This is a genomic window from Blastococcus sp. SYSU D00820 (assembly GCF_054050695.1).
In genome coordinates this window covers 1-24,661 of record NZ_JBJGZW010000038.1, presented here as the reverse complement: position 1 = coordinate 24,661, position 24,661 = coordinate 1, and the positions used below count along the sequence as shown (strand labels likewise).

Sequence of the window (24,661 nt, the reverse complement as noted above, 5' to 3'; positions counted from 1 at the left end):
CGGCCCACCGGCACCGACCGGTGCCGGAACGGCGCGTCAGCGGCGCTTGGCGTACCCGGCCAGGCCGAACTGCAGCAGCGCCAGCCCGCGCTCGCCGCGGGCCCGCAGCTCCGCCGACAGCGCCGGGCCGGTGATCCCGGCGAGCACCCGGTCGCGGGCCAGCTCGAGCAGCCCCGCGTACAGCCCGAGGACGGCGTGCGCGGTGAGCCACGGCTCCAGCTGCCCCGGGTGCGCACCGGTCTCCTCGGCGATCAGCCCGGCCAGCGCGTCGGTGAGCTCGCCGATGATCTCCCGCTCGCGCACCTGCAGCGTCCGGCTGCCGCGGATGACCTGCGCCATCTCCGCGACCCCCCGGGCCGCCTCGGGCGAGCCCAGCCCGCTCATCGCCGCGACGACGAAGCTGCCCGCCGCCGCGGACACCGACTCCCCGGCCGGCCGGGTGCGGACGGCGTCCAGCAGCGCCGCCCGCATCGGCGGGTCGGCCTCGAAGACCAGCCCCTCCTTGACCGGGAAGTGGTTGAACACCGTCTTCTCGACCACGCCGGCGCGCTGGGCGATCTCCACCACGCTGACCGCGTCGAACCCGCGCTCGGCGAACAGCTCGGCGGCGGCGTCGACGATCCGCGCCCGCGTCTGCTGCCGGCGCCGCTCGCGCAGCCCCGGGCCGCGCAGCGCCCGCCGGCCGCGCCGCGGCCGGGCGTCGGACTCGTCCTCCGGCGGCGCCGGCACGGCGGTGCCCGGGGGCACGGGGCGCTCGTCCTCGGCCGGCGCCGCCGCGCCTGCGGACTCCGCCGGCCCGCCGGGCGCGGCGGGCGGCTCGGGCGGGTTCCCGTGCAGGTCGTCGCGGAGGTCCTCCGTCACGACCGGCACCGACGAACCTGCTGCTGGAACCCCGGGAGTCACGGGCGCAACGCTAGACAGCGCGATCGGCGGTCCCGGCGGGGCGACGGGGACGGCCGCCGCCCGCGTGTCGCCCTGCCGTGGTGTCGGACACGCTGCGTGACCGACAGGTCGCAGGTGCGCGTCGGAGGGCGGCGGCTCGGGACCTGCGTGGCAGAGTGCGGGCCATGCGCATCGGCACTCTGCGACGGAGCCGGGGCCAGGACCAGTCCTCGGGCGTGACCGGCACCGTCCGGCTCGACCGCCGGACCAAGAACCTCACCAAGCGTCTGCGGCCCGGCGACATCGCCGTCATCGACCACGTCGACATCGACCGGGTCAGCGCCGACTCGCTGGTCGCCGCCCGCGTCGCCGCGGTGGTCAACGCCGCGCCGAGCATCTCCGGCCGGTACCCCAACCTCGGGCCGGGGATCATCACCGAGGCCGGCATCCCGCTGCTCGACGCCGTCGGCAAGGAGGTGTTCGCCGCCGTCAAGGAGGGCCAGCAGGTCCGGCTGGACGGCGACACCCTCTACCTCGCCGACGGCACCGCGGTGGCCACCGGCCGGCCGCACACGCCCGAGACCGTCGCCGAGGCGATGAACGAGGCGAAGGCGGGGCTGTCCACGCAGCTGGAGGCCTTCGCCGCCAACACGATGGAGTACATGAAGCGGGAGCGCGCGCTCCTGCTCGACGGCGTCGGCGTGCCGGACGTCGCGACCCGCATCGAGGGCCGGCACGTCCTGATCGTCGTCCGCGGGTACGACTACAAGGAGGACCTGCAGGCGCTGCGGTCCTACATCCGCGACTACCGCCCGGTGCTCATCGGCGTCGACGGCGGTGCCGACGCGCTCATCGAGGCCGGCCACCAGCCGGACATGATCATCGGCGACATGGACTCGGTCAGCGACGACGTGCTGCGCTCGGGCGCCGAGGTCGTCGTGCACGCCTACGCCGACGGGCGCGCCCCGGGCCTGGCGCGGGTCCAGGAGCTCGGCGTCGACGCGATCACCTTCCCGGCCGCGGCCACCAGCGAGGACATCGCGATGCTGCTGGCCGACGAGAAGGGCGCCTCCCTCATCGTCGCCGTCGGCACGCACGCCACCCTCGTCGAGTTCCTCGACAAGGGCCGCGGCGGCATGGCCTCCACCTTCCTCACCCGGCTGCGCCTGGGCGGCAAGCTGGTCGACGCCAAGGGCGTCAGCCGGCTCTACCGCAGCCGGATCTCGACCATCGCCCTCGTCGTCCTCGTGCTCGCCGCGCTCGTGGCGATCGGCTCGGCCCTGGCGGTGTCCACGGCCGGGCGGATCTACCTCGACCTGCTGGTCGACGCGTGGGACGGCTACGTGTTCTGGCTGGAGAACCTCTTCTCGTGATCGACTTCCGTTACCACCTGGTCTCCCTGATCGCGGTCTTCCTGGCCGTCGCGCTGGGCATCGTCATCGGCACCACCCAGCTCAACGGGCCGGTGCTCGACGACCTGCGCACCCAGGTCACCGGCCTGCAGGAGGACAAGCGCTCCCTCGAGGACACCGCCCAGCGGCTGCAGGACCAGCTCGACACCGACGACGCCTTCGAGGAGGCCGTCGGCCCCACGCTGGTCGACGGCACGCTGGCCGACCGCACCGTCGTCCTGGTGCTGGCCGGTGAGGTCGAGGAGGACGTCGTCGAGGCGGTCTCGGTGCTCGTCGGCGAGGCCGGTGGCACGGTGACCGGCACGCTGCGGCTGCAGGCCGAGTACAGCGACCCGGCGACGGCGTCGTCCCTGCAGAACTACGTCGCCGGCCCGGGCCTGCCCACCGGCGTCACGCTGCCGGAGACCGACGACACCGGCGAGCTGGTCGCCGCGCTGCTCGGCCAGGTGCTGATGATCCCGGCCGACGCCGTGTCCGCGCCCGACACCGCGGCGCTGTCGTCGGTGCTGGCCGGGCTGTCGGCGCTGGACGTGGTGGTGCAGGACTCGCCGTCGGTGGCCCCGGCCGACTACGCCGTCGTCCTCACCGCGGGCGCCTTCACCGGCGACGAGGCCGAGGGCCGGCTGGACACCCTGGTCGACCTGGCCGTGGCCCTGGACGCCGCGGGCTCGGGCGCGGTCGTCGCCGGCGACGCCGCCTCGGCCGGCGAGACCGGTCTGGTCGGCGTGATCCGGGTCGACCCGGAGATCTCCGCCGCCGTCTCCACCGTCGACAACGTCGACGTCGCTTCCGGCCAGATCAGCACCGTGCTCGCCCTCGGCCAGGAGGCCGAGGGGACCTCGGGCAAGTACGGGACCGGCGAGGACACCCAGCCGGTGCCGCCGGTGCCCGCCGCGACCCCGTGACCGCGCGCCGGCGGGCCCTGCTCGCCCTCACCGGCGCGGCCGCCACCCGCGCCGGGCTGGCCGGCGCCGCGGCCCTCACCGCCCGCCCGGCCGGGGCGCCGTGGCGGCGCACCAACTACGCCGGCCGGCCGGTGACGCTGCTCGGCGGCCCGGCGCTGGCCGCCGCGGCCACCGCGAGCGCCGTCCTCGGCGCGCCCGCGGGCACCCGGGCGGCCGCCGCGGTCGTCGGCACCGTCTCCGGCCTGGTCGGCGGCTACGACGACCTCGCCGGGGCCCGCCCCGAGCAGGCCCGCGACAAGGGGCTGGCCGGGCACCTGCGGGCGCTGCGCGCCGGCCGGGTCTCCGCCGGCGCGGTCAAGGTCGCCGGCATCGGCGCCGCCGCCGCGGTCGCCGCGCTGCTCACCCGCCGGCCCGGGGACCCCGCCGGCCGCGCGCTGGCCGACGGGATCGTGACCACCGGCCTGGTCGCCGGCACGGCCAACCTGGTGAACCTGCTCGACCTGCGGCCCGGCCGCGCCGCCAAGGCCACCGCGATCGCCGCCGCGGCCACGGTGGGCGGCCCCGCCGGCGGGCTGTCCGCCGGGCCCCTGGGTGCCGCGCTCGCCGTCCTCCCCGCCGACCTCGGCGAGCGGGTGATGCTCGGTGACTGCGGCGCCAACGCCGCCGGCGCGCTGCTCGGCCTGCGCCTGGCCCAGCTCCCCGGACGCGGCGCCCGCACCGGCCTGCTCGCCGGCGTCGTCGCGCTGACCCTGGCCAGCGAGCGGGTCAGCTTCACGCGCGTCATCGAGGCCACCCCCGGCCTGCGGGAGCTGGACCGGCTCGGCCGCCGCCCGGCGTGAGCGCCCGGCAGGTCGCCCGCGGTGTCGCGGGTGCCGCGGCGCTGATCGCCGTCCTCACGGTGCTGGCCCGGACGGCCGGCTTCGGCCGCACGCTGGTGTTCACCAACGCCGTCGGCGCCGACAGCACCGGCGACACCTACACGGCGGCCAACAACGTGCCGAACATCGTCTTCGAGGTGGTCGCCGGCGGCGCGCTGGCCAGCCTGGTGGTGCCGATGCTGGCCGGCGGGATCGCCACCGGCGACCGGGAGCAGGTGCGCCGCACCGCCTCGGCGCTGCTGGGCTGGACGCTGCTGCTGCTCACCCCGCTGGCCGTGCTGGTGGCCCTCCTGGCCCGGCCGATCGCCGGGCTGCTGCTCGGGCCGGCGGGGGAGGAGCAGCTGGCGCTGGCCGCCCGCTTCCTGCTGGTGTTCGCCCCGCAGGTGGTGCTCTACGGCATCGGGATCGTGCTGACCGGCGTGCTGCAGGCGCACCGCCGGTTCGCCGCACCGGCGCTGGCGCCGCTGCTGTCCAGCGTCGTGGTGGCCGGCGCCTACCTGCTGTTCGCCGGCATCGGCGGCAGCCGGCAGGTGGACGGCCTGTCGCGGCCGGCCGAGCTGGTCCTCGGCGTCGGGACGACGCTCGGCGTCGCCGCCCTCACCCTGTGCCTGGTCGCCCCCGTGCGGCGACTGGGACTGGGCCTGCGGCCGTCGCTGCGCTTCCCGGTCGGCGCCGCGCCCCGGGTGCGCCGGCTGGCCGTGGCCGGCGTGCTCACCCTGGCCGGCCAGCAGCTGGTGGCCGCGGTCGCCATCCGGCTGGCCAACGACGGCGCGCCCGACGGCACCCAGGTCGTCTACGCCGCCGGGCTGACGCTGTTCCTCGTGCCGTGGGCGGCGCTGGCCGTGCCGCTGGCCACCTCCGCCTACCCGGGGCTCGCCGAGCGCGCCGAGACCGGCGACGAGGCCGGCTTCCGGCGGGCGCTGGCGCCGGTCGTGGTGCTCGTGACGGTCGGCACGGCGCTGGCGGCGGCGCTGCTGGTGGCCGCCGCGGGGCCGATCGCGCGGGTGTTCCTCACCACCGCGCCCGACGACCGGGTGGCGGCGCTGCGGGACACGATCGTCGCCTTCGCCCCCGGCCTGGTCGGGTACGGGCTGGTCGCCGTCCTCACCCGGGCGCTGTACGCCCGCGGGCTGTGGAAGGCCCCCACCGTGTGCGTGACCGCGGGCTGGCTGCTGGCGGTCGCCGCCGACGTCGTCCTCGCCGGGCTGCTGGACCCGGCCGACCGGGCGCTGGCGCTGGGCGCCGGGCACACCCTTGGCGTCACCGTGGCCGGAGCCGGGCTGGTCGCCGTGGTGCTGCGCGACGCCGGCACCGGCGCCCTGGCCGGGCTGGGGCGCGTCGGCGGGCCGGCGCTGGCCGCCGCCGTGCTGGCCGGCGCCGCGGGGCTCCTGGTCAGCCGGGCGCTGGGCGCCGATCCGGTGCCCGGGGGGCTGCTCGGCGCCCTCGGCGCCGGAGCGCTGGGCGGAGGGACCGTGCTGGTCGTGGCGGCGGCGGTCATGATGGGGGTCGCGCGCGGCCCGCTCCGGAGGACCGTGCGGGCGCTGCGGGCACCGGAACCGGCCGGCGCGCCCGACCGACAGGAGGTGCAGCACGGTGGCTGAGGGGGAGCCGCTGGCGGGCCGGCGCGTGGTCGAGGTGCTCGCCACCAGCGCCGGCGGGGTCGGCGCGCACGTGCGCTCGGTCGTGCCGGCGCTGCGCGCGGCCGGTGCGACGGTCGCCGTCGCCGGCGCCCCGGCCACCGAGGAGCTGTTCGGCTTCCGCGCCACCGGCGCGGCCTTCACCCCGGTCGGCATCCGCGCCGGCCTGGACCCGGTCGCCGACAGCCGCGCGGTGCTGCAGCTGCGCCGCGCGATGGCCGGCGCCGACCTCGTGCACGCCCACGGCCTGCGCGCCGGGCTGGTCGCCGCGGCCGCGCGCCGGCTGTCGGGGGAGCGGCCGCCGCTGGTGCTCACCCTGCACAACGCGCTGCTCGCGCACGGCGGCCGGCTGCACCGGGTGCTGCAGGCCGTCGAGCGCGCCACCATCCGCGCCGCGGACCTCGTGCTCGCCGTCTCCAGCGACCTGGCCGACAACGCCCGCCGGGCCGGCGCGCCCGACGTCCGGCTCGCCCCGGCCATGGCGCCGCCCCGGCCGCCGGCCACCCGTGGCCGCGACGAGGTGCGGGCCGGGCTGGGCGTGGCCGAGGGCCGGCCGCTGGTCGTGGCGATCGGCCGGCTGCATCCGCAGAAGGGCTACGACGTCCTGCTCGAGGCCGCCCGCCGCTGGACCGGCGGCACCGGTCCGCAGCCGCTCGTGGCCATCGCCGGAGACGGCCCGCTGCACGACGAGCTCGCCGCCCGCATCGCCGCCGAGCGGCTGCCGGTGGTGCTGCTCGGCCGGCGCGACGACGTCGCCGACCTGCTGGGCGCCGCCGACGTGTGCGTGCTGCCCTCCCGCTGGGAGGGCAGCCCGTTCACCGCGCAGGAGGCGCTGCGCGCCGGCACTCCGCTGGTCTCCACCCGTGCCGGCGGGCTGCCGGAGCTGGTCGCCGACGGCGCGGACCTGGTGCCGGTGGGCGACGCCACAGCGCTGGCCGACGCCGTCGACCGGGTGCTCACCGATCCGGGGCACGCCGCCGCGCTGGCCGAGGCCGGCCGCCGGCACGCGGCGTCCTGGCCCGACGAGGCGGCCGCGGCACGCCGCCTGGTCGCCGTCTACCGCGAGCTGCTGGGCGCCCCGGCGGGCGCCGGGGCATGACCGCCCGCGGCCCGGCCACGGCGGTGCGCGGCCTGCTCGCCGCCGTCCTGCTGCTGGCGACGGTGCTGGGTCTGGCCGCGCCCGCGGCCGCCGCGGCCGACGAGGACCTCCGCGCCGACCGGGTGGTCGTGCTCGGCGTCCCCGGCCTCACCTGGGACGACGTCGAGCCCGGGGCCACCCCGCAGCTGTGGGCGCTGGCGGAGGAGTCGGCCATCGGCGCGGTGTCGGTGCGCGCGGCCCGCTCCACCACCTGCGTGCTCGACGGCTGGGGCACCCTCGGCGCCGGCAATCGGGTGCGGGTGCCCGGCCCCGACGACGGCCTGCCGCCGGTGCCCCTGCCGACCGTGCCGCTGCCCGAGGACCCTGCGGCCCCGACCCAGCCGCCGGCCGACCCGACCGCGCCGCCGGAGCCGCAGCTGGACACCTCGCTGTCCTACTGCGGGCTGCAGGAGCGGGCCGCCTCGGCCGGCCTGGCCGATCCCGAGGCCGCGGTCCGGCGCACCGCCGACGACCCCGGCACCGTGCGCTTCGGCGCCGAGCCCGGCGCGCTGGGCACCGCCGTCGGCTGCGCCGCGGTGGCCGGGCGGGCCGCCACGCTCGCCGTCGCCGCCCCCGACGTGGCGCTCACCCGCGCCGACACGCTGCCGACCGACCCCGCCGAGCTGGCCGCCCTGCTCACCGCCTGCCCGCTGTCCCTCGTCTCGCTGGACGCGCTGCTGTACGCCGGCCGCCCGGGCGCCGAGCCCACCGACGACGGCACCGACCCCGAGCCTCGGGCCTCCGCACTCGGCCGCATCGACGAGGCCGTGGGGCGGGTGCGCGCCGCGGTGGCGGCGCTGCCCGGCGACACCCTGCTGGTGGTCGAGGGCATCTCCGAGGTCAACGACGGCCGCCCGCAGCTGCACGTGGGCATGGTGTCCGGCCCGGGTTACGACGGCGGCTGGCTGAGCTCGTCGAGCACCGGCCGGGCGCCGTTCTCCCAGCTCATCGACGTCGCGCCGACCGCGCTGCGGGCGCTGGGCCTGGACCGGCCGGCCTCGATGAACGGCCAGGCGCTGCGCGCCGGCGGCGAGCGCCCGGACCTCGCCGCCGCCGTCACCGCGCTGGAGGACGCCAACACCGGCGCGACGGTGCACCACCGCAACACCGGCATGTTCTTCTGGACCCTCGTCGCGCTCGGGGCGGTGCTGGTGGCCGCGGGCATCGCCGTCCTGGGTGCGCGCCGGCCGGTGTCCCGGCCGGAGCCGGCCCGGGCGGCGCTGCGGACGGCGGCGCTCGCCGTCGGCGCCGTCCCGATCGCCACGTACCTGGCCGGTCTGGTGCCCTGGGAACGGTCGGACGCGCCGCTGGCCACGCTGGTCGCCGCGATCGCCGGGGCGGCCGCCGCCGTCACCGTCGTCGCGCTGCTCGGCCCGTGGCGGCGCCACCGGCTGGGCCCGGGGCTGGCCGTCCTGGCCATCACGCTGGCCACGCTGGTCGGCGACGTGCTCACCGGCTCCACCCTCGAGCTCAACGGCCTGCTCGGCTACGACGCGGTGGTCGCCGGGCGGTTCACCGGCTACGGCAACCTGAGCTCCGGCCTGCTGGCCGTCAGCGGCCTCCTGGTGACCGCCGCGGTCGCCACCGCGGCCGGCCGGCGGGCGGCACCGCGGCGGGCGGGCCTGGTGCGCGGGCTGACCGTGCTCGGCCTGGGCGTGGTCCTGGTGGGCGTGATCGGCACGCCGGCTCTCGGCCGCGACTTCGGCGGCGTCCTCGCCTCGCTGCCGGGCTTCCTCCTACTGGCGATGCTGCTCGCGCGGGTGCGGGTCACCGTCGTCCGGCTGGCCGCGATCTGCGCCGCCGCGGGAGTGGCCGTCGGCACGGTCGCCGTCCTGGACTGGCTGCGGCCGGCCGAGGACCGCAGCCACCTCGGCCGGTTCGTCGACCAGGTGCTCACCGGCGAGGCGTGGACGGTGATCAGCCGCAAGGCGCAGGCCAACCTCGACATCCTGACGCGCAGCCCGCTGGCCTGGATGCTGCCGGTCGCGCTGGTCGCCGCGATCTGGCTGTTCCGCCCCGGCGGGCTGCTGCGCGGCGAGCGCCGGGGCCGGGCGCGGGCGCTGGGCGTGGCCGGGCTCGCGCCCGCCGACGCCGCGGTGCTGCGCGCCGGCCTGCTCGCGGTGGCCCTGAGCCTCACCCTGGGCGCGCTGGTCAACGACTCCGGCGTCGCCGTGCCCGCGGCCGCGGCGGCCGTGCTGGTGCCGCTGCTGGTCTGGCTGGCCGCCGCGCCGCGCTCCGGCGACCCGGCCGACACCGGCGCGGCCGAGGGCACGTCGGTCTCGGGTCCGGACGACGGCGCGGAGGGTGTTACGGTGGTCTCCCGTGGGTCGACCGTCGGGAACTCTTGATCAGTCCCTCGTATCACGCGGGCTCCTCCACAACTCCCAGCCGACGAAGTTCGTCTTCGTCACCGGCGGAGTTGTCTCCTCTCTCGGCAAGGGACTGACAGCGAGTTCGCTGGGTGCCCTGCTGTCCAGCCGGGGCCTCCGGGTCACCATGCAGAAGCTGGACCCCTATCTCAACGTCGACCCCGGGACGATGAACCCGTTCCAGCACGGGGAGGTCTTCGTCACCGAGGACGGCGCGGAGACCGACCTGGACATCGGTCACTACGAGCGCTTCCTCGACACCGACCTCTCGGGCCGGGCGAACGTGACCACCGGCCAGGTGTACTCCGACGTCATCGCCAAGGAGCGGCGCGGCGAGTACCTGGGCGACACCGTGCAGGTCATCCCGCACATCACCAACGAGATCAAGGCGCGGATCCTCGCCGGGGCCGACTCGGCCGAGCGGGTGGACGTCGTCATCACCGAGATCGGCGGCACGGTCGGCGACATCGAGTCGCTGCCCTTCCTCGAGGCCGCCCGCCAGGTGCGGCACGAGATCGGCCGCGACAACTGTTTCTTCCTGCACATCTCGCTGATCCCCTACATCGCCCCCTCCGGCGAGCTGAAGACCAAGCCCACCCAGCACTCGGTGGCCGCGCTGCGCAGCATCGGCATCCAGCCCGACGCGCTGGTCTGCCGGTCGGACCGGGAGATCAACGAGGGGCTCAAGCGCAAGATCAGCCTGATGTGCGACACCGACGCCGAGGGGGTCATCTCCTGCCCCGACGCGCCGTCGATCTACGACATCCCCAAGGTGCTGCACCGCGAGGGCCTGGACGCCTACGTCGTCCGCCGGCTCGGGCTGCCCTTCCGCGACGTCGACTGGACCGTCTGGGGCGACCTCCTGGACCGGGTGCACGCCCCGAAGCAGACGGTGACCATCGCGCTGGTCGGCAAGTACATCGACCTGCCCGACGCCTACCTGTCGGTCAGCGAGGCGCTGCGGGCCGGCGGCTTCGCCCACCGCAGCCGGGTGGAGCTGCGCTGGGTGCCCTCCGACGACTGCGAGACCCCCGAGGGCGCGGAGAAGGCGCTGGCCGGCGTCGACGGCATCTGCATCCCCGGCGGGTTCGGCGTCCGCGGCATCGAGGGCAAGCTCGGCGCCATCCGGCACGCGCGGGTCAACGGCGTTCCGTTGCTGGGTCTGTGCCTGGGCCTGCAGTGCATGGTGATCGAGTACGCCCGCAACGTCGCCGGGCTGCCCGAGGCCAACTCCGCGGAGTTCGACCCCGAGACCCCCGACGCGGTCATCGCGACGATGGCCAGCCAGGTCGACGTCATCTCCGGCGAGCGCGGCCTCGGCGGCACCATGCGGCTGGGCAGCTACCCGGCCGCGCTGCTCAAGGGCTCGGTCGCGGCCGCGGCCTACGGCAGCACCGAGATCACCGAGCGGCACCGGCACCGCTACGAGGTGGCCAACGCCTACCGCGACCGGCTCGGCGAGGCCGGGCTGGTGTTCTCCGGCACCTCGCCCGACGGGCTGCTGGTCGAGTTCGCCGAGCTGCCGCGCGAGGTGCACCCGTTCTTCGTGGGCACCCAGGCGCACCCCGAGCTGAAGAGCCGGCCGACCCGGCCGCACCCGCTGTTCGCCGCGTTCGTGCAGGCCGCGATCGACTGGCAGGAGTCGGCGCGGCTGCCGGTGCCGGTGGACGAGGACGAGAAGGTCGGCATCTGATGAGCGAGCCCGCGGCGGACGGCGACTACCGGCTGCTGGGCAGCGAGACGGTGTACGAGGGCCGGGTCATCACCCTGGTCAAGGACACCGTGGCGATGCCCGGCGGCGGGGACAGCGTCCGCGAGGTGGTCCGCCACCCCGGCGCGGTCGCCGTCGTCGCGCTCGACGACGACGGCTCGGTCGTCCTGCTGCGGCAGTACCGGCACCCGGTCGGCGGCTACCTGTGGGAGCTGCCGGCCGGCCTGCGGGACGCCGACGGCGAGCCCCCGCTGGAGACGGCGCGGCGCGAGCTGGCCGAGGAGGTGCAGCTGGCGGCCGAGCGCTGGGAGCTGCTGGCCACCTACTACAGCAGCCCGGGGTTCTGCGAGGAGCAGGTGCTGGTCTACCTGGCCGAGGGGCTGTCGCCGGCCGACCGGCCGGAGGGCTTCACCGTCGAGCACGAGGAGCTCGACCTCACCGTCGACCGCGTGCCGCTGGCCGACGCGGTGCAGCGGGTGCTCGCCGGGGAGATCCGCAACGCCGCCGCGGTGGTCGGCCTGCTGGCCGCCGCGCAGCGCCGTCGCTAGCCGACGGTCACCGCGTCCGACGTGCCGACCTGCAGGTACCGGGTGACCTCGGTCTGCCGGTCGCGCACCAGCTCCTCGAGCCAGAACACGTAGGGCACGCCGGGGGTCAGGCCGCCGACGACCACCTCGACCGGGCCGCAGTCGTCGCGCTGGGCGACCTCCACCTGCACCGGCGCCGGCTGCTGGCCGGTCACCAGCTGCTGGCTGACCGCCTGCACCCGGTAGCCGAGCACGTCGGTGCGCCCGTCGGCCTGCCAGCTGATCGTCGCCGAGCCCGCCCCGGGGACGACGCCCGGCGGGATCCGGCGGGGGTTGCCGTAGCCGCCACAGGTCGCCGGCGGCGGCTCGAACTCCGTCACCTGCCCGTGCGGCACCATCGGGTTGGGCAGCTCGACCTCGATCCGGCCGGGCACCGGCACGGCCAGCGCGGGCGCCTCGACGACCGGCTCGGGCACCGGCACGGCGGGGTACTGGGGCACGGCGGCGGCCACCGGCGGGGCGGTGGCGACGGACGTGCCGCCGGTGCGGAACGGCGACCAGGTGGCGGCGACGTGCGCGGCCACCGACGTCGCGGGTGCGCTGAGCACCACGAGCCCGACGGCGACCGTGCCGACGACGCCGCCGAGGCCCAGCCGCCGGCGCGCGGGCCGGCGACGGCGCCGGGCGGCCGCGGTCCGGGTGCCCCCGCCGCGCCGCTGCTGCGGACGTCCCGCCTGCCCCATGCCCACCTCCGGTCTCGGGAGAGTTCTCGGCCGGGGCGGCGTCCGGCTCAACCCGAGCGGCCGGTCATCCTCCGTGCGGGGTGGTCGCGCCGGACCCGGCCGCGTCGGCCGCCGGCAGCCGAAGGCCCAGCCGGTCGGCCTCCAGCGCGGCGAGGGTGCGCACCGCGTCCGGGTCCCCGGCCCGCCAGGCGGCACCGGTGCCGGCGGGCAGCGCGGCCAGCCGGGGGAGCGGGGCGGTGGCCAGCGCCCGGGCGGCCAGCAGGTCGAGGTCGGGCGTGCCGGTCATGAGCCGCTGCGCGGCGCCGGCCTCGCGGATCCAGGCCAGCCGCCACGGCAGCCAGCGCAGCAGCAGCCAGCCGACGGGCAGCACGACGAGGACGACGGCGAGCACCGTGGCCAGGGTGGCCACCGCATCCTGCGCCGACTGCCCCGCGCCGCTCACCGAGCCCGCGGCCGAGCCCAGGGCGTCCAGCGGCGCGGCGAGCTCGTCGCCGACCACCGGCACGTCCTCCGCGGCGCCGGCGGCCGAGTTCATGCTGTCTGCGACGGAGTTGCCGAGGTCCTCGACGGCCCGCCCGGGCTCGGCCAGCACCAGCACCGCCCCGTGCACCACCCGCGCCACCACGACCCACAGGACGACCCAGGCGAGCATCCCCAGGTCGGCGGCCACCTGGGCGAGCCGGCGGTCGGGGCGGGTGGCGTACAGGCGCACAGGGTTCCTCCGTCGTCGTGGCCCTCAGCATCTCGGCCCTCTGCATCCCGGGCCCTCTGCATCTCGGCCCCTGCATCTCGGGCCCCTGCATCCTGGGCGACCCGGCCGCTCCCGGCAGCCCGGCCGCGGGGACCGCGCCGACCTAGACTCCGGCCGGAGCCGCCCCGACCGGGCGGCACGACGACGAGGTGGACCGCACCCGACGACCTCGGGCCGGTCGCCGGAGCGGGAGCAGCGATGCGCGTCGGGGTGCCCCGAGAGGTCAAGAACCACGAGTACCGGATCGCGCTGACCCCCGCCGGGGTGCACGAGCTGGTGCGCGCCGGCCACGAGGTGCTGGTGGAGGCCGGCGCGGGGGAGGGCTCCTCCATCCCCGACGCCGACCTCGCCGCCGCCGGCGCGCAGGTGCTGCCCGACGTCGACGACGTCTGGGGCGGGGCCGACCTGCTGCTCAAGGTCAAGGAGCCGGTCGCCGAGGAGTACGGGCGGCTGCGGGCCGGCCAGACCGTCTTCACCTACCTGCACCTGGCCGCCTCCCGCGCGTGCACCGAGGCGCTGGTCGCCTCCGGCACCACCGCGATCGCCTACGAGACGGTGCAGACCCCCGACGGCCGGCTGCCGCTGCTGGCCCCGATGTCGGAGGTGGCCGGCCGGATGGCACCCCAGGTCGGGGCGCACAACCTGGAGCGGGCGCACGGCGGCCGCGGCGTGCTGCTGGGCGGCGTGCCGGGCGTGCACGCGGCGACGGTCGTCGTGCTCGGCGCCGGGGTGGCCGGCATGAACGCCGCCGCGATCGCCCTCGGCATGGGCGCGGAGGTCATCGTCCTGGACCGGGACGTCGACAAGCTGCGCGCCGCCGACCGGCTCTACCGCGGCCACCTGCAGACGGTGACGGCCAACGCCTTCGAGGTGGAGCGCGCGGTGCTCGGCGCCGACCTGGTGATCGGCGCGGTGCTGGTGCCCGGGGCGCGGGCGCCGAAGCTGGTCACCGACGACATGGTCGCCCGCATGCGGCCGGGCTCGGTGCTGGTCGACGTCGCCGTCGACCAGGGCGGCTGCATCGAGGGATCCCGTCCGACCACGCACGACGCGCCGACCTTCCGCGTGCACGGATCGGTGTTCTACTGCGTGGCGAACATGCCGGGCGCGGTGCCGAACACCTCGACGCACGCACTGACCAACGTGACGCTGCCCTACGTGATGGCGCTGGCCACCGAGGGCACGGCCGCGGCGGTGCGCGGGGACGCGGCACTGGCGCACGGCGTCAACGTCGCGGCCGGGCAGGTGGTGCTGCCCGAGGTCGCGCAGGCGCACGGGATGACCGCCGTCCCGCTGGAGGAGGTGCTCCACTGACCGTCGCAGTCGACGATGCCGCCCGGCCGGCGCCGGCCGTTCCCGCCGTCGAGCGGGTGGTCACCGGCTACCTCGACCACCTCACCGTCGAGCGCGGGCTGGCGGCCAACACCATCTCCTCCTACCGCCGCGACCTGCGCCGCTACACCGAGTTCCTCGCCGAGGCGGGCGTGCGGGACCTCGGCGAGATCGCCGAGTCCGACGTCGCGGCGTTCCTCGCCGCGCTGCGCCGCGGGGACGACGCGCACCCGCCGCTGTCGGCGACGTCGGCGGCCCGCGCGGTGGTCGCCGTCCGCGGGCTGCACCGGTTCGCGCTGCTCGACGGCCTGGTGCCCGCCGACGTCGCGCACGAGGTGCGCCCGCCGACCCCCGCCCGCCGGCTGCCCAAGGCCATCCCGGTGGAGGCCGTGGTGGCGCTGATCGAGGCGGCCGGCTCGCTGGAGGGGCCGCGCGGGCTGCGCGACCGGGCGCTGCTGGAGCTGCTGTACGGCACCGGTGCGCGCATCTCCGAGGCCGTCGGGCTCGCGGTGGACGACCTGGACCGCGGCCAGTCGGTGGTGCGGCTGGCCGGCAAGGGCGGCAAGGAGCGCATCGTGCCGGTCGGCAGCTACGCGCTGCGGGCGGTGGAGGAGTACCTGGTGCGGGCCCGGCCGGCCCTGGCGGCCGCCGCGTCGGCGCGCAGCCGGCTGCGCGGTGCGCTGTTCCTCAACGCCCGCGGCGGCCCGCTGTCCCGGCAGAGCGCGTGGGCGATCCTGCGCTCGGCGGCCGAGCGGGCCGGCCAGGCGGCCGGCATCTCGGTGGACGACGTCTCGCCGCACACGCTGCGGCACAGCTTCGCCACGCACCTGCTCGACGGCGGCGCCGACGTCCGGGTGGTGCAGGAGCTGCTGGGCCACGCCTCGGTGACCACGACGCAGGTGTACACGCTGGTGACCGTCGACCGGCTGCGCGAGGTGTACGCGAGCAGTCACCCGCGTGCGCTGAGCTGACGAAGGGCGGCGCTCCCCTCCGGCGATACTTGCCCAGCCGTGTGGCGCATGTGGCGACCGCCGTGGGCACAGTTCGCCAGGTTCCACTCCGACGCGGCGTGCCTGCTGGGCGATCATTCCGGAGATCCCTACGGTCGGAGGCGACCCCGGTGGACGCAGACGGCTGCGCACCCCGGCACCACCGGACCGGGGCCACGACGTGGAGGCGACTGACCGATGGCGATCCGAGCGGACGCGGCCCCTGCCGTCGCGCGCCCGCGCGACACCGATCCCGAGATGGGTGCGGCCGCCTCGCGGCAGGACCCGGCCCGGGCGCGTCAGCGACCGCTGCCCGAGCCGAAGCCGCTGACCCAGCACGGGCCGGCCCGGATCATCGCGATGTGCAACCAGAAGGGCGGCGTCGGCAAGACGACGTCGACCATCAACCTGGGCGCCGCCCTCGTCGAGCACGGCCGCAAGGTGCTGCTGGTCGACCTCGACCCGCAGGGTGCGCTGTCGGTCGGCCTGGGCGTCCCGGCGCAGAGCCTGGACCGCACGATCTACAACGCGCTCATGGAGCGCCGCACCACGCTGGCCGACGTCCGGGTGCCCACCGACATCCCCGGCCTGGACCTGGTGCCCAGCAACATCGACCTGTCGGCGGCCGAGGTGCAGCTGGTCAGCGAGGTCGCCCGCGAGCAGACGCTGCTGCGCGCGCTGGCCGACGTCCGCGACGAGTACGACTACATCCTCATCGACTGCCAGCCCTCGCTCGGCCTGCTGACGGTCAACGCGCTCACCGCCGCGCAGGGCGTGATCATCCCGCTGGAGTGCGAGTTCTTCTCGCTGCGCGGGGTGGCGCTGCTGGTCGACACCATCGAGAAGGTCAAGGAGCGGCTCAACCCCGAGCTGGAGATCTCCGGGATCCTCGCCACGATGTACGACACCCGCACGGTGCACTGCCGCGAGGTGTTCAGCCGGGTGGTCGAGGCCTTCGGCGACACCGTCTTCAAGACGGTCATCCACCGGACCGTCCGCTTCCCCGAGACCACGGTCGCCGGCCAGCCGATCACCACCTGGGCGCCGACCTCGTCGGGTGCCTCGGCGTTCCGCGACCTGGCCAAGGAGGTCATCGCACTGTGACCCGACGTCCCGTGCTGCCGGGTGCCGCCGAGCTGTTCCGCCGCACCGACACCCCGCCCGCGCCCGAGGTCACCGAGCTGCCCGACGTCAGCACGGCCACCCGGTCCCCGGCGCTGCGCGGCTCCGCGGGCCGCCGGCCCGTCGAGGAGCCCGCCGAGGAGCCGGCCCCGGCCGCGCCCCTGACGCTGGTTTCCGGCGGCGCCGACGCCGATCCGCTCGCCGCCTACCGCGCCCCGGTCGCGCCGGCGCCGACCCTGGCGCCCCGGCCCGTGCCGACCCGCGGCAAGGCCGCCCGCGCCACCGACAACGGCCGCACCAAGCACGACGAGAAGATCACCGTCTACATCTCCGCCGAGGAGCTGCTCGCGCTGGAGAGCGCCCGGCTGACCCTGCGCGGCCAGCACGGCGTCGCCGCCGACCGCGGCCGGATCGTGCGCGAGGCGGTGGCGGTGCTGCTCGCGGACCTGGAGGAGAACGGGGACTCCTCGGTCCTCGTCCGCCGTCTCCGCGGGCGATGAGGGTCTGCGCCGCGTCCTAGGGTGGTGGCGTGAGTGAGGCGGCGGCACCGGCGCGCTTCACCGTCCGGCTGACCAACTTCGAGGGCCCGTTCGACCTGCTCCTGCAGCTGATCGGCAAGCACAAGCTCGACGTCACCGAGATCGCGCTGTCGCAGGTCACCGACGAGTTCATCGCCCACCTGCGGGCGCTCGGCGACGAGCTGGACCTCGACCAGGCCAGCGAGTTCCTCGTCGTCGCTTCCACGCTGCTCGACCTCAAGGCGGCCCGGCTGCTGCCGGCCGCCGACGTCGAGGACGAGGAGGACCTCGAGCTGCTCGAGGCCCGCGACCTGCTCTTCGCCCGGCTGCTGCAGTACCGCGCCTACAAGCAGGCGGCGGCCTTCCTGCGCGCCCGCGAGGCCGACGCGATCCGCCGCTTCCCCCGCGCCGCCGGGCTGGAGCCGCGGTTCGCCGAGCTGGTGCCCGAGGTGCTGCTCGGCGTCACGCCGCAGCAGTTCGCCGCGATCGCCGCGCGGGTGCTGACCCCCCGGGCGCCGGAGACGGTGTCGGTCGCCCACCTGCACGCCCCGCCGGTCAGCGTGACCGAGCAGCTGCTCGCCGTCCGCACCCATCTGACGGCCGCCGGCACGGCGAGCTTCCGCGCCCTCACCGGCGACTGCCGTACCACCCTGGAGGTGGTGGCCCGCTTCCTCGCGCTGCTGGAGCTGTACCGCCAGCAGCGGGTGGTGTTCGAGCAGCTCACCCCGCTCGGCGAGCTGACCGTGCGCTGGACCGGCGGCGACCTGCCGGCCGGGGAGGAGCAGGTGGACGGCGTGCCGGCCGGCTCCGACGTCGACGAGGAGTACCGGTGACCGAGCCCGAGGAGCCGGCCGCCGGGCGGCCGCCCATCTCGTGGGAGGCCCTGGCCGCGGAGCTCGCCGCCACCCGCGAGGCCGACGAGCGGGCCGACCCGAGCACCTGGGACGCCGTCGCCGCCGAGCTGGCCGCCCGCGTCGCCGAGCGCCCGCAGCCGGCCGCCGAGCCGGTGCCGCTGCCGGAGACCGAGCCGGTGCTCGCGCCGCCGGTGGGCCCCGAGCCGGCTCCGGAAGAGGAACCGCAACCGGAGCCCGAGCCGCCGGCCGACGTCGACCCCGCGGCGCTGCGCGGCGGCCTGGAGGCCCTGCTGTTCGTCGTCGACGACCCGGTCGGCGAGGAGGCCCTCGCCGAGGCGCTGCGCGCGCCCGTGCCGCAGGTGCGCGCGGCGCTCGCCGCCCTCGGCGCCGACTACGACCAGCGGGGCGCGGGCATCGTGCTGCGCCGGGTGGGGGAGGGCTGGCGGCTCTACACCCGCGAGGAGCACGCGCCGGTCGTGGAGCGGTACCTGCTGGAGGGGCAGCGCAGCCGGCTGTCCCAGGCCGCGCTGGAGACCCTCGCGGTCATCGCCTACCGGCAGCCGGTCACCCGCGCGCGGGTCGCGGCCATCCGCGGCGTCGGGGTGGACGGCGTCATGCGCACGCTGATCAGCCGGGGGCTGGTGCAGGAGGTCGGCGCCGACCCCGACAGCGGCGGCGGCCTCTACGCCACCACACCGCTGTTCCTCGAGCGGCTGGGCCTCACCGGCCTGGACGAGCTGCCCGAGCTCGGCCCGCTGCTGCCCGATCCCGCGACGCTGCTGGCCGAGCACCCCGACGCCTAGTCCGCGGGGAACAGCACCCCGGTCAGCAGCAGCACCCCGACCACCACGAACGCGCCGCCGGCGATCCGGCCGCGCCACAGGTGGAACGCCCGGCGCTTGGCCGACCACACCCCGGCGACGCCGGTGCGCTGCTGGGCGACCGGGTTGTCGGGGTGGTGCTCCCACACCAGTCGTGGCGCCAGCAGCACCAGGACCAGCCCCATGACCGCCAGCGCCAGCCCGACCCACTGCTCCTGCCGCACGGGTCAGTCCTACCCGGCGGCCACCCGGGGCGACCGGCCGGGTCAGGTGCGGGCGGCGGAGGTGGCCAGGTTGACCTCGAGCACCGTGCCGCTGGTGACGCCGGGGTCGGTGACCAGGTACATGACCGCGCGGGTGACGTCCTCGGGCTCCAGCCACGGCACGCCCATCGGGCTGAGCGCGGCGAACCGCGGGAGGACGTCGTCGGTGGTCGGCGCCTCGATCTCCGGCGCGAACAGCCCGTAGGTGGAGGGGTTCTGCACCATCGGCGTCCGGACGGTGGTCGGGCAGACGACGTTGGCGGTGACCCCGTGCGGCGCGCTCTCCAGCGCGACGGTCTTGACCAGGCCGATCAGGCCCCACTTCGAGGCGCCGTAGTGGCCGAGGTTGGCCATGCCGGCGCGGCCGGCGCCGGAGGAGATCGCCACGATCCGGCCGTACCCGGCACCCGTCATGTGCGGCAGCACCGCGCGGATGCAGAAGAACGCCCCGCTGAGGTTGGTCGCGATCATGTCGTGCCAGGCGTCGTCGCCGATCTCGGCGACCGGGCAGAAGCCGGTGACCCCCGCGTTGGCGACCAGCACGTCGATGCGGCCGTGGCGGGCGACGACGTCGTCCACCAGCGTGGTGACCGCCGCGCTGTCCCGGACGTCGAGCACCGCGCCCTCGGCGCGGCCGCCGGCCGCGGTGACGGCGGCGACGGTGGCGTCGAGGTCGTCGCGGGTCGCCATCGCGTAGGGCACCGAGGCGATCTGGCCGGCGATGTCGGCGACGACCACCGTCGCGCCCTCCGCGGCGAGGGCGAGGGCGTGCGCACGGCCCTGGCCGCGGGCGCCGCCGGTGACCAGTGCGATCCGGCCGTCGAGCTGTCCCATGACGTCGTCCCCTCCCCGAACAAGCGCTTGACCGCAAGCTAGCGCGGCTGTCCAGGCCCGCGCCGGTCCCGGCGCCGCGGCGCGGTGGGAGACTGGTGCGGATGAACGCCGGAAGCCACCCCCAGCACGACGCCCACGACGAGGACCTCACCGCCGGCGGTGAGGGCTGGGCGGAGGACATGGAGCTGGCGCCGGTGCACCCCGGCGACCAGGAGGCGCCCGCCCGGGGCGACGAGCGGGTGGGCGAGCGGCTGCAGAAGGTGCTCGCCCGCGCCGGCGTGGGCTCGCGCCGGGTCTGCGAGGACATGATCGACCAGGGCCGGGTCAGCGTGAACGGCAAGACGGTGGTGGTGCAGGGCATGCGGGTCGATCCGCACCTGGACAAGATCGCCGTCGACGGCAACCGGATCGAGCTGAGCGACGACCGCGTCACCTACGCGATCAACAAGCCGGCGGGCGTCCTCACCGCGATGAGCGACGACCGCGAGCGCCCCACGATCGGCGACATGGTCGGCGACCTGGCGCCGGGCCTGGTGCACGTCGGCCGGCTGGACCAGGACACCGAGGGCCTGCTGCTGGTCACCAACGACGGCGAGCTCGCCCACCGCCTGGCCCACCCCTCCTACGAGGTCAAGAAGACCTACCTGGCCCAGGTGTCGGGTTCCATCGCCCGCGACCTCGGCCGCCGGCTGCGGCAGGGCATCGAGCTCGAGGACGGGCCGGTGGCCGTCGACGGCTTCTCGGTGGTCGACACCCACGCCGGCCAGTCGGTCGTCGAGGTCGTGCTGCACGAGGGGCGCAAGCACATCGTCCGCCGGCTGCTGGCCCACGTCGGGCTGCCGGTCTCCCGGCTGACCCGCACCGCCATCGGCCCGGTGAAGCTGGAGCGGATGCGCTCGGGGTCGATCCGGCGGCTGACCCGCCAGGAGGTCGGCGCGCTGAAGGAGCTCGTCGGGCTCTGACCCGCGAGGCTGCGCCGCCGGGTCAGGCGGCCAGCCACCGGGCCGGATCGGCGACGACGTCGGCCAATGCCCGCAGCGCCGCTCCGGTCGCGCCCGCGGCCGGCGCGGCGACCGCCGCCTCGACCCGCGGCCGGCGCCACCGGGCCGAGAGCACCCGGCGGGCCAGCGACTCCTCCAGCGCCGGCCGGACCAGGCCGGCCAGCTCGCCCAGGTGCCCGCCGAGCACGACGGCCGGGACGTCGAGCACGTTGAGCACCCCGGCCAGCGCGATGCCCAGTGCCCGGGCGGCGCGGTCGACCGCGGCCCGCGCCGCCGGATCGCCCTCGGCCGCCCGGCGGGCGAGCTCGCCGGGGGCGGCGTCGCGGGGCAGGCCGGCAGCGGCCAGCAGCGCGTCGCGGCCGGCGTACTGCTCGAGGCAGCCGGTGGAGCCGCAGCGGCACGGCGGGCCGTCGGGGTCGACGCAGACGTGGCCCATCTCCCCGGCCCAGCCCGAGCTGCCCGACATCACCCGGCCGTCGAGCACCGTGGCGCCGCCGACGCCGATCTGCCCCGAGAGGTAGACGAAGTCGCGGTGCGGGCCGGGCCGGCCGGGCGCCTCCTCCGCGACGGTGCGGGCGGCGAGGTCGGCCTCGTTGCCGAGCACCAGGGGCAGGCCTCCGGGCAGGGCGGGGTCGAGCAGGTCGCCCGGGCGGACGTCGGACCAGCCGAGGTTCGGCGCCCGCAGCAGCACGCCGGCCTCGACGTCCACGATGCCCGGCAGCGCCAGGCCGGCACCGGCCAGCCGCGCGCCGGCGGGCAGCCCGGCCAGCAGACCGGCGGCGAGGTCGCCCAGCCGGCGCAGCACCGGCACCGGATCGGCGCCGCGCAGGTCACCGGGCGCCACCCGCTCGGCCACGACCCGGCCCCGCAGGTCCAGCACCCGGCCGGCGAGCAGGCCGGCGTCGGCCTGCAGGCCCAGGGCCACCACGTGCGCGCCCGGCGCCAGCGGGGTGGCCGGCCGGCCGCGGCGTCCCGAGGGGGTCGACTCCACCTCGTCGAGCAGGCCGCCGGCCACGAGGTCGTCGACCAGCCGGGCGGCGGTCGCGCGGGTCATGCCGGTGGCCGCGGCGACGTCGGCCCGCGACGGGGGAGCGGTCTGCGCGCAGACCGTGCGCAGCACCAGCGCGAGGTTCGCCGGGCGCGGCGTGGCCAGCCGCTCGCGGGTCGTCTCGGGCCGGGTCACGGGTTGAGGTTAGTGGCCGGCTGCTTTATGTTCTAGCCCGAAACAAAATCGGCTCACCCCCGGCTCGAGGAGACCCCGCCATGACGCAGCCCACCCGCGAGGACAAGTTCACCTTCGGTCTCTGGACGGTGGGCTGGCAGGCGCGCGACCCGTTCGGCGACGCCACCCGCGACGCCGTCGACCCGGTCGAGACCGTGCACCGCCTGGCCGAGCTCGGCGCCTACGGCGTCACCTTCCACGACGACGACCTCATCCCCTTCGGCAGCGGCGACGCCGACCGCGCCAAGCACATCGAGCGCTTCCAGGGCGCGCTGGCCGAGACCGGCCTGGTGGTGCCCATGGCGACCACCAACCTGTTCACCCACCCGGTGTTCAAGGAGGGCGCGCTCACCAACAACGACCGCGACATCCGCCGCTTCGCGCTGCGCAAGGTCATGCGCAACATGGACCTCGCCGCCGAGCTCGGCGCCTCCACCTACGTGCTGTGGGGCGGCCGCGAGGGCGCCGAGGTCGACACCGCCAAGGACCTCAAGGCTGCGCTCGACCGCTACCGCGAGGGCCTGGACACCCTGGCCCAGTACTCGATCGACCGCGGCTACGGCCTGCGCTTCGCGCTGGAGCCCAAGCCCAACGAGCCGCGCGGCGACATCTTCCTGCCCACCATCGGCCACGCCCTGGGCTTCATCTCCACCCTGGAGCACGCCGACCTGGTGGGCCTGAACCCCGAGGTCGGCCACGAGCAGATGGCCAACCTCAACTTCACGCACGGCATCGCCCAGGCGCTGTGGCAGGGCAAGCTCTTCCACATCGACCTCAACGGCCAGCACGGGCCGAAGTTCGACCAGGACCTCGTGTTCGGCCACGGCGACCTGCTGTCGGCCTTCGCCACCGTCGACCTGCTGGAGAACGGCTTCCCGTCCGGCGGCCCCCGGTACGAGGGCCCGCGGCACTTCGACTACAAGCCGCTGCGCACCGAGGACATGGACGGCGTCTGGGCCTCGGCCGCGGCGAACATGCGCACCTACCTGCTGCTCAAGGAGCGCGCCGCGGCCTTCCGCGCCGACCCCGAGGTGCAGGAGGCGCTGGCCGCCGCCCGCGTCGGGGAGCTGGCCCGGCCGACCCTGGCCGAGGGCGAGTCCTACGAGGACCTGCTGGCCGACACCACGGCGTTCGAGGACTTCGACGTGGACGCCGCCGCGGCCCGCGGCGCCGGTGCCGTGCGGCTGTCGCAGCTGGCCGTCGAGCACTGCCTCGGCGCCCGCTGAGCACCGCCTCCGGGGAGCGCGCCGTGACGCTGGTGGCCGGGGTCGACTCGTCGACCCAGGCGTGCAAGGTGGTCGTCCGCGATGCCGGGAGCGGTCGCCTGGTCCGCGAGGGCCGGGCGGCGCACCCGGAGGGCACCGAGGTCGACCCCGCGGCCTGGGCCGCGGCGCTGGACCAGGCGGTGGCCGCCGCCGGCGGGCTGGACGACGTCGCGGCGGTCGCCGTCGGCGGCCAGCAGCACGGCATGGTCTGCCTGGACGACGACGGCGCCGTGGTGCGCGACGCGCTGCTGTGGAACGACACCCGCTCGGCCGGTGCCGCCGCCGACCTGATCGCCGAGCTCGGCGGCGGCGAGGCCGGCCGGCGGGCGTGGGCCGAGGCGGTCGGGCTGGTGCCGGTGGCCTCCTTCACCGTCACCAAGCTGCGCTGGCTGGCCGACGCCGAGCCGGCCAACGCCGCCCGCACCGCCGCGGTCTGCCTGCCGCACGACTGGCTGACCTGGCGGCTGGCCGGTTCCCCGGGGCTCGACGCCCTGGTCACCGACCGCGGTGACGCGAGCGGCACCGGCTACTGGTCGGCGGCCACGGGGGAGTACCGGCTGGACCTGCTGGAGCGGGGGCTCGGGCACCGCGCCGTCGTCCCGCGCGTGCTCGGCCCGGCCGAGGCGGCGGGCACGGCCATCGGCGGCGCCGTGCTCGGGCCGGGCACCGGCGACAACGCCGCCGCGGCCCTGGCGCTGGCCGCCGAGCCGGGCGACGTCGTCGTCTCGATCGGCACCTCCGGCGTGGTCTCGATGGTGTCGGCCACCCCGGTGGCCGACCCGAGCGGCACGGTCGCCGGGTTCGCCGACGCCACCGGTCACTTCCTGCCGCTGATCGCCACCCTCAACGCCGCCCGCGTGCTCGACGCCACCGCCCGGCTGCTCGGCGTCGACCACGAGGGCCTGTCCCGGCTGGCGCTGTCGGCCCCGGCCGGCGCCGGCGGGCTGGCGCTCGTGCCCTACCTGGAGGGCGAGCGGACGCCGGACCGGCCGCGCTCCACCGGCGCGCTGCACGGCCTCACGCTGGCCACCGCCGATCCGGCGCACCTGGCCCGCGCCGCGGTCGAGGGGCTGCTGTGCGGCCTGGCCGACGGGCTGGACGCGGTCGCCGCCGGCGGAACGCCGGTGCGCCGGGTGCTGCTGGTCGGCGGCGGTGCCCGGTCCGAGGCGGTCCGGCGGATCGCCCCCGCCGTCCTCGGGGTGCCGGTGCTGGTGCCGCCGCCGGGGGAGTACGTGGCCGACGGTGCCGCGCGGCAGGCGGCCTGGGTGCTCGCCGGCGGGGACACCCCGCCGGAGTGGGCGCGGCCGGGCACCGAGGTGCACGAGGCCGACCCGGTGCCCGCCGTCCGGGCGCGGTACGCGGAGGTCCGCGAGCTCACCGCCGAGCGGCTGTAGGGCATGGGAGGCTTTGGGGGGGGGGGGGGGGGGGGGGGGGGGGGGGGGGGGGGCCGGGGGGGGGGGGGGGGGGGGGGGGGGCGGGGCGGCCCA

Annotated in this window: 23 protein-coding genes; 17 read left to right on the top strand and 6 right to left on the bottom strand. The window is 76.8% G+C overall.

Features of this window, described 5'->3' with window-relative positions:
- Positions 1-36: 36 nt before the first annotated feature.
- Positions 37-870 carry a TetR/AcrR family transcriptional regulator gene (locus ACI79R_RS23425; RefSeq protein ID WP_456576095.1) on the bottom strand — a complete coding sequence of 278 codons (834 nt, stop codon included), beginning with the start codon at positions 868-870 and terminating at the stop codon, positions 37-39.
- A gap of 197 nt (positions 871-1,067) precedes the next feature.
- Here ACI79R_RS23425 and steA point away from each other — a divergent pair, with 197 nt between their 5' ends.
- From steA to ACI79R_RS23385, 8 genes are read left to right on the top strand one after another with little or no spacing between them, the layout of a single operon-like run.
- Positions 1,068-2,255: a putative cytokinetic ring protein SteA gene (gene steA, locus ACI79R_RS23420; RefSeq protein WP_456576094.1), complete on the top strand. Its 1,188-nt coding sequence runs from the start codon at positions 1,068-1,070 to the stop codon at positions 2,253-2,255.
- Positions 2,252-3,199: a copper transporter gene (locus tag ACI79R_RS23415; RefSeq protein WP_456576093.1), complete on the top strand. Its 948-nt coding sequence runs from the start codon at positions 2,252-2,254 to the stop codon at positions 3,197-3,199. The genes steA and ACI79R_RS23415 overlap by 4 nt, the downstream gene beginning before the upstream one ends.
- Entirely contained in the window at positions 3,196-4,038 is an 843-nt protein-coding gene (locus ACI79R_RS23410) for a hypothetical protein (protein WP_456576092.1), read from the top strand. The genes ACI79R_RS23415 and ACI79R_RS23410 overlap by 4 nt, the downstream gene beginning before the upstream one ends.
- A complete protein-coding gene (gene murJ / locus ACI79R_RS23405) occupies positions 4,035-5,678 on the top strand; it encodes a murein biosynthesis integral membrane protein MurJ (RefSeq protein ID WP_456576091.1) in 1,644 nt (547 codons plus the stop codon). The genes ACI79R_RS23410 and murJ overlap by 4 nt, the downstream gene beginning before the upstream one ends.
- Positions 5,671-6,813 carry a glycosyltransferase family 4 protein gene (locus tag ACI79R_RS23400; RefSeq protein WP_456576090.1) on the top strand — a complete coding sequence of 381 codons (1,143 nt, stop codon included), beginning with the start codon at positions 5,671-5,673 and terminating at the stop codon, positions 6,811-6,813. Before murJ ends, ACI79R_RS23400 begins: the two co-directional genes overlap by 8 nt.
- Positions 6,810-9,200, top strand: coding sequence for a hypothetical protein (locus ACI79R_RS23395; RefSeq protein WP_456576089.1), 2,391 nt, complete (start codon positions 6,810-6,812; stop codon positions 9,198-9,200). Before ACI79R_RS23400 ends, ACI79R_RS23395 begins: the two co-directional genes overlap by 4 nt.
- On the top strand, positions 9,157-10,914 hold the full coding sequence (locus ACI79R_RS23390) for a CTP synthase (protein WP_456576088.1): 1,758 nt from the start codon (positions 9,157-9,159) through the stop codon (positions 10,912-10,914). Before ACI79R_RS23395 ends, ACI79R_RS23390 begins: the two co-directional genes overlap by 44 nt.
- Positions 10,914-11,480: an NUDIX domain-containing protein gene (locus tag ACI79R_RS23385; RefSeq protein ID WP_456576087.1), complete on the top strand. Its 567-nt coding sequence runs from the start codon at positions 10,914-10,916 to the stop codon at positions 11,478-11,480. The genes ACI79R_RS23390 and ACI79R_RS23385 overlap by 1 nt, the downstream gene beginning before the upstream one ends.
- Here ACI79R_RS23385 and ACI79R_RS23380 read toward each other — a convergent pair.
- A complete protein-coding gene (locus ACI79R_RS23380) occupies positions 11,477-12,202 on the bottom strand; it encodes a hypothetical protein (RefSeq protein WP_456576086.1) in 726 nt (241 codons plus the stop codon). The two genes, ACI79R_RS23385 and ACI79R_RS23380, sit on opposite strands and share 4 nt — an antisense overlap.
- A gap of 64 nt (positions 12,203-12,266) precedes the next feature.
- A complete protein-coding gene (locus tag ACI79R_RS23375) occupies positions 12,267-12,914 on the bottom strand; it encodes a hypothetical protein (RefSeq protein ID WP_456576085.1) in 648 nt (215 codons plus the stop codon).
- Positions 12,915-13,151: 237 nt separating this feature from the next.
- On the opposite strand from ACI79R_RS23375, the gene ald reads away from it, so the two are divergent.
- From ald to scpB, 6 genes are all read left to right on the top strand, one after another.
- Positions 13,152-14,267: an alanine dehydrogenase gene (gene ald, locus ACI79R_RS23370; protein ID WP_456576084.1), complete on the top strand. Its 1,116-nt coding sequence runs from the start codon at positions 13,152-13,154 to the stop codon at positions 14,265-14,267.
- 56 nt (positions 14,268-14,323) lie between these two features.
- On the top strand, positions 14,324-15,256 hold the full coding sequence (locus tag ACI79R_RS23365) for a site-specific tyrosine recombinase XerD (protein WP_456576083.1): 933 nt from the start codon (positions 14,324-14,326) through the stop codon (positions 15,254-15,256).
- Positions 15,257-15,472: 216 nt separating this feature from the next.
- Positions 15,473-16,378 (top strand): ParA family protein, encoded by a 906-nt coding sequence (locus ACI79R_RS23360; protein ID WP_456576082.1) that lies wholly within the window; start codon positions 15,473-15,475, stop codon positions 16,376-16,378.
- Positions 16,375-16,896: a hypothetical protein gene (locus tag ACI79R_RS23355; RefSeq protein WP_456576081.1), complete on the top strand. Its 522-nt coding sequence runs from the start codon at positions 16,375-16,377 to the stop codon at positions 16,894-16,896. Before ACI79R_RS23360 ends, ACI79R_RS23355 begins: the two co-directional genes overlap by 4 nt.
- Before the next feature lie 29 nt (positions 16,897-16,925).
- Entirely contained in the window at positions 16,926-17,747 is an 822-nt protein-coding gene (locus ACI79R_RS23350) for a segregation and condensation protein A (protein WP_456576080.1), read from the top strand.
- Positions 17,744-18,571, top strand: a complete 828-nt coding sequence (scpB, locus tag ACI79R_RS23345; protein ID WP_456576079.1) for an SMC-Scp complex subunit ScpB — start codon at positions 17,744-17,746, stop codon at positions 18,569-18,571. The genes ACI79R_RS23350 and scpB overlap by 4 nt, the downstream gene beginning before the upstream one ends.
- On the opposite strand, the gene ACI79R_RS23340 is transcribed toward scpB, so the two are convergent.
- A complete protein-coding gene (locus tag ACI79R_RS23340) occupies positions 18,568-18,813 on the bottom strand; it encodes a hypothetical protein (protein WP_456576078.1) in 246 nt (81 codons plus the stop codon). The two genes, scpB and ACI79R_RS23340, sit on opposite strands and share 4 nt — an antisense overlap.
- A gap of 42 nt (positions 18,814-18,855) precedes the next feature.
- Positions 18,856-19,686: a mycofactocin-coupled SDR family oxidoreductase gene (locus ACI79R_RS23335; protein ID WP_456576077.1), complete on the bottom strand. Its 831-nt coding sequence runs from the start codon at positions 19,684-19,686 to the stop codon at positions 18,856-18,858.
- Between the two features lie 101 nt (positions 19,687-19,787).
- Here ACI79R_RS23335 and ACI79R_RS23330 point away from each other — a divergent pair, with 101 nt between their 5' ends.
- The gene (locus ACI79R_RS23330) at positions 19,788-20,648 is read left to right on the top strand and encodes a pseudouridine synthase (RefSeq protein ID WP_456576076.1); all 861 of its coding nucleotides are present in this window, start codon (positions 19,788-19,790) and stop codon (positions 20,646-20,648) included.
- Positions 20,649-20,670: 22 nt separating this feature from the next.
- On the opposite strand, the gene ACI79R_RS23325 is transcribed toward ACI79R_RS23330, so the two are convergent.
- Positions 20,671-21,870, bottom strand: a complete 1,200-nt coding sequence (locus ACI79R_RS23325; RefSeq protein WP_456576075.1) for an ROK family transcriptional regulator — start codon at positions 21,868-21,870, stop codon at positions 20,671-20,673.
- Between the two features lie 80 nt (positions 21,871-21,950).
- On the opposite strand from ACI79R_RS23325, the gene xylA reads away from it, so the two are divergent.
- Together xylA and ACI79R_RS23315 are read left to right on the top strand one after the other, a co-directional pair.
- Complete coding sequence (gene xylA / locus ACI79R_RS23320) at positions 21,951-23,135, top strand: xylose isomerase (protein ID WP_456576074.1); 1,185 nt, start codon at positions 21,951-21,953, stop codon at positions 23,133-23,135.
- 23 nt (positions 23,136-23,158) lie between these two features.
- The gene (locus tag ACI79R_RS23315; protein WP_456576073.1) at positions 23,159-24,568 is read left to right on the top strand and encodes a xylulokinase; all 1,410 of its coding nucleotides are present in this window, start codon (positions 23,159-23,161) and stop codon (positions 24,566-24,568) included.
- Positions 24,569-24,661: the final 93 nt, after the last annotated feature.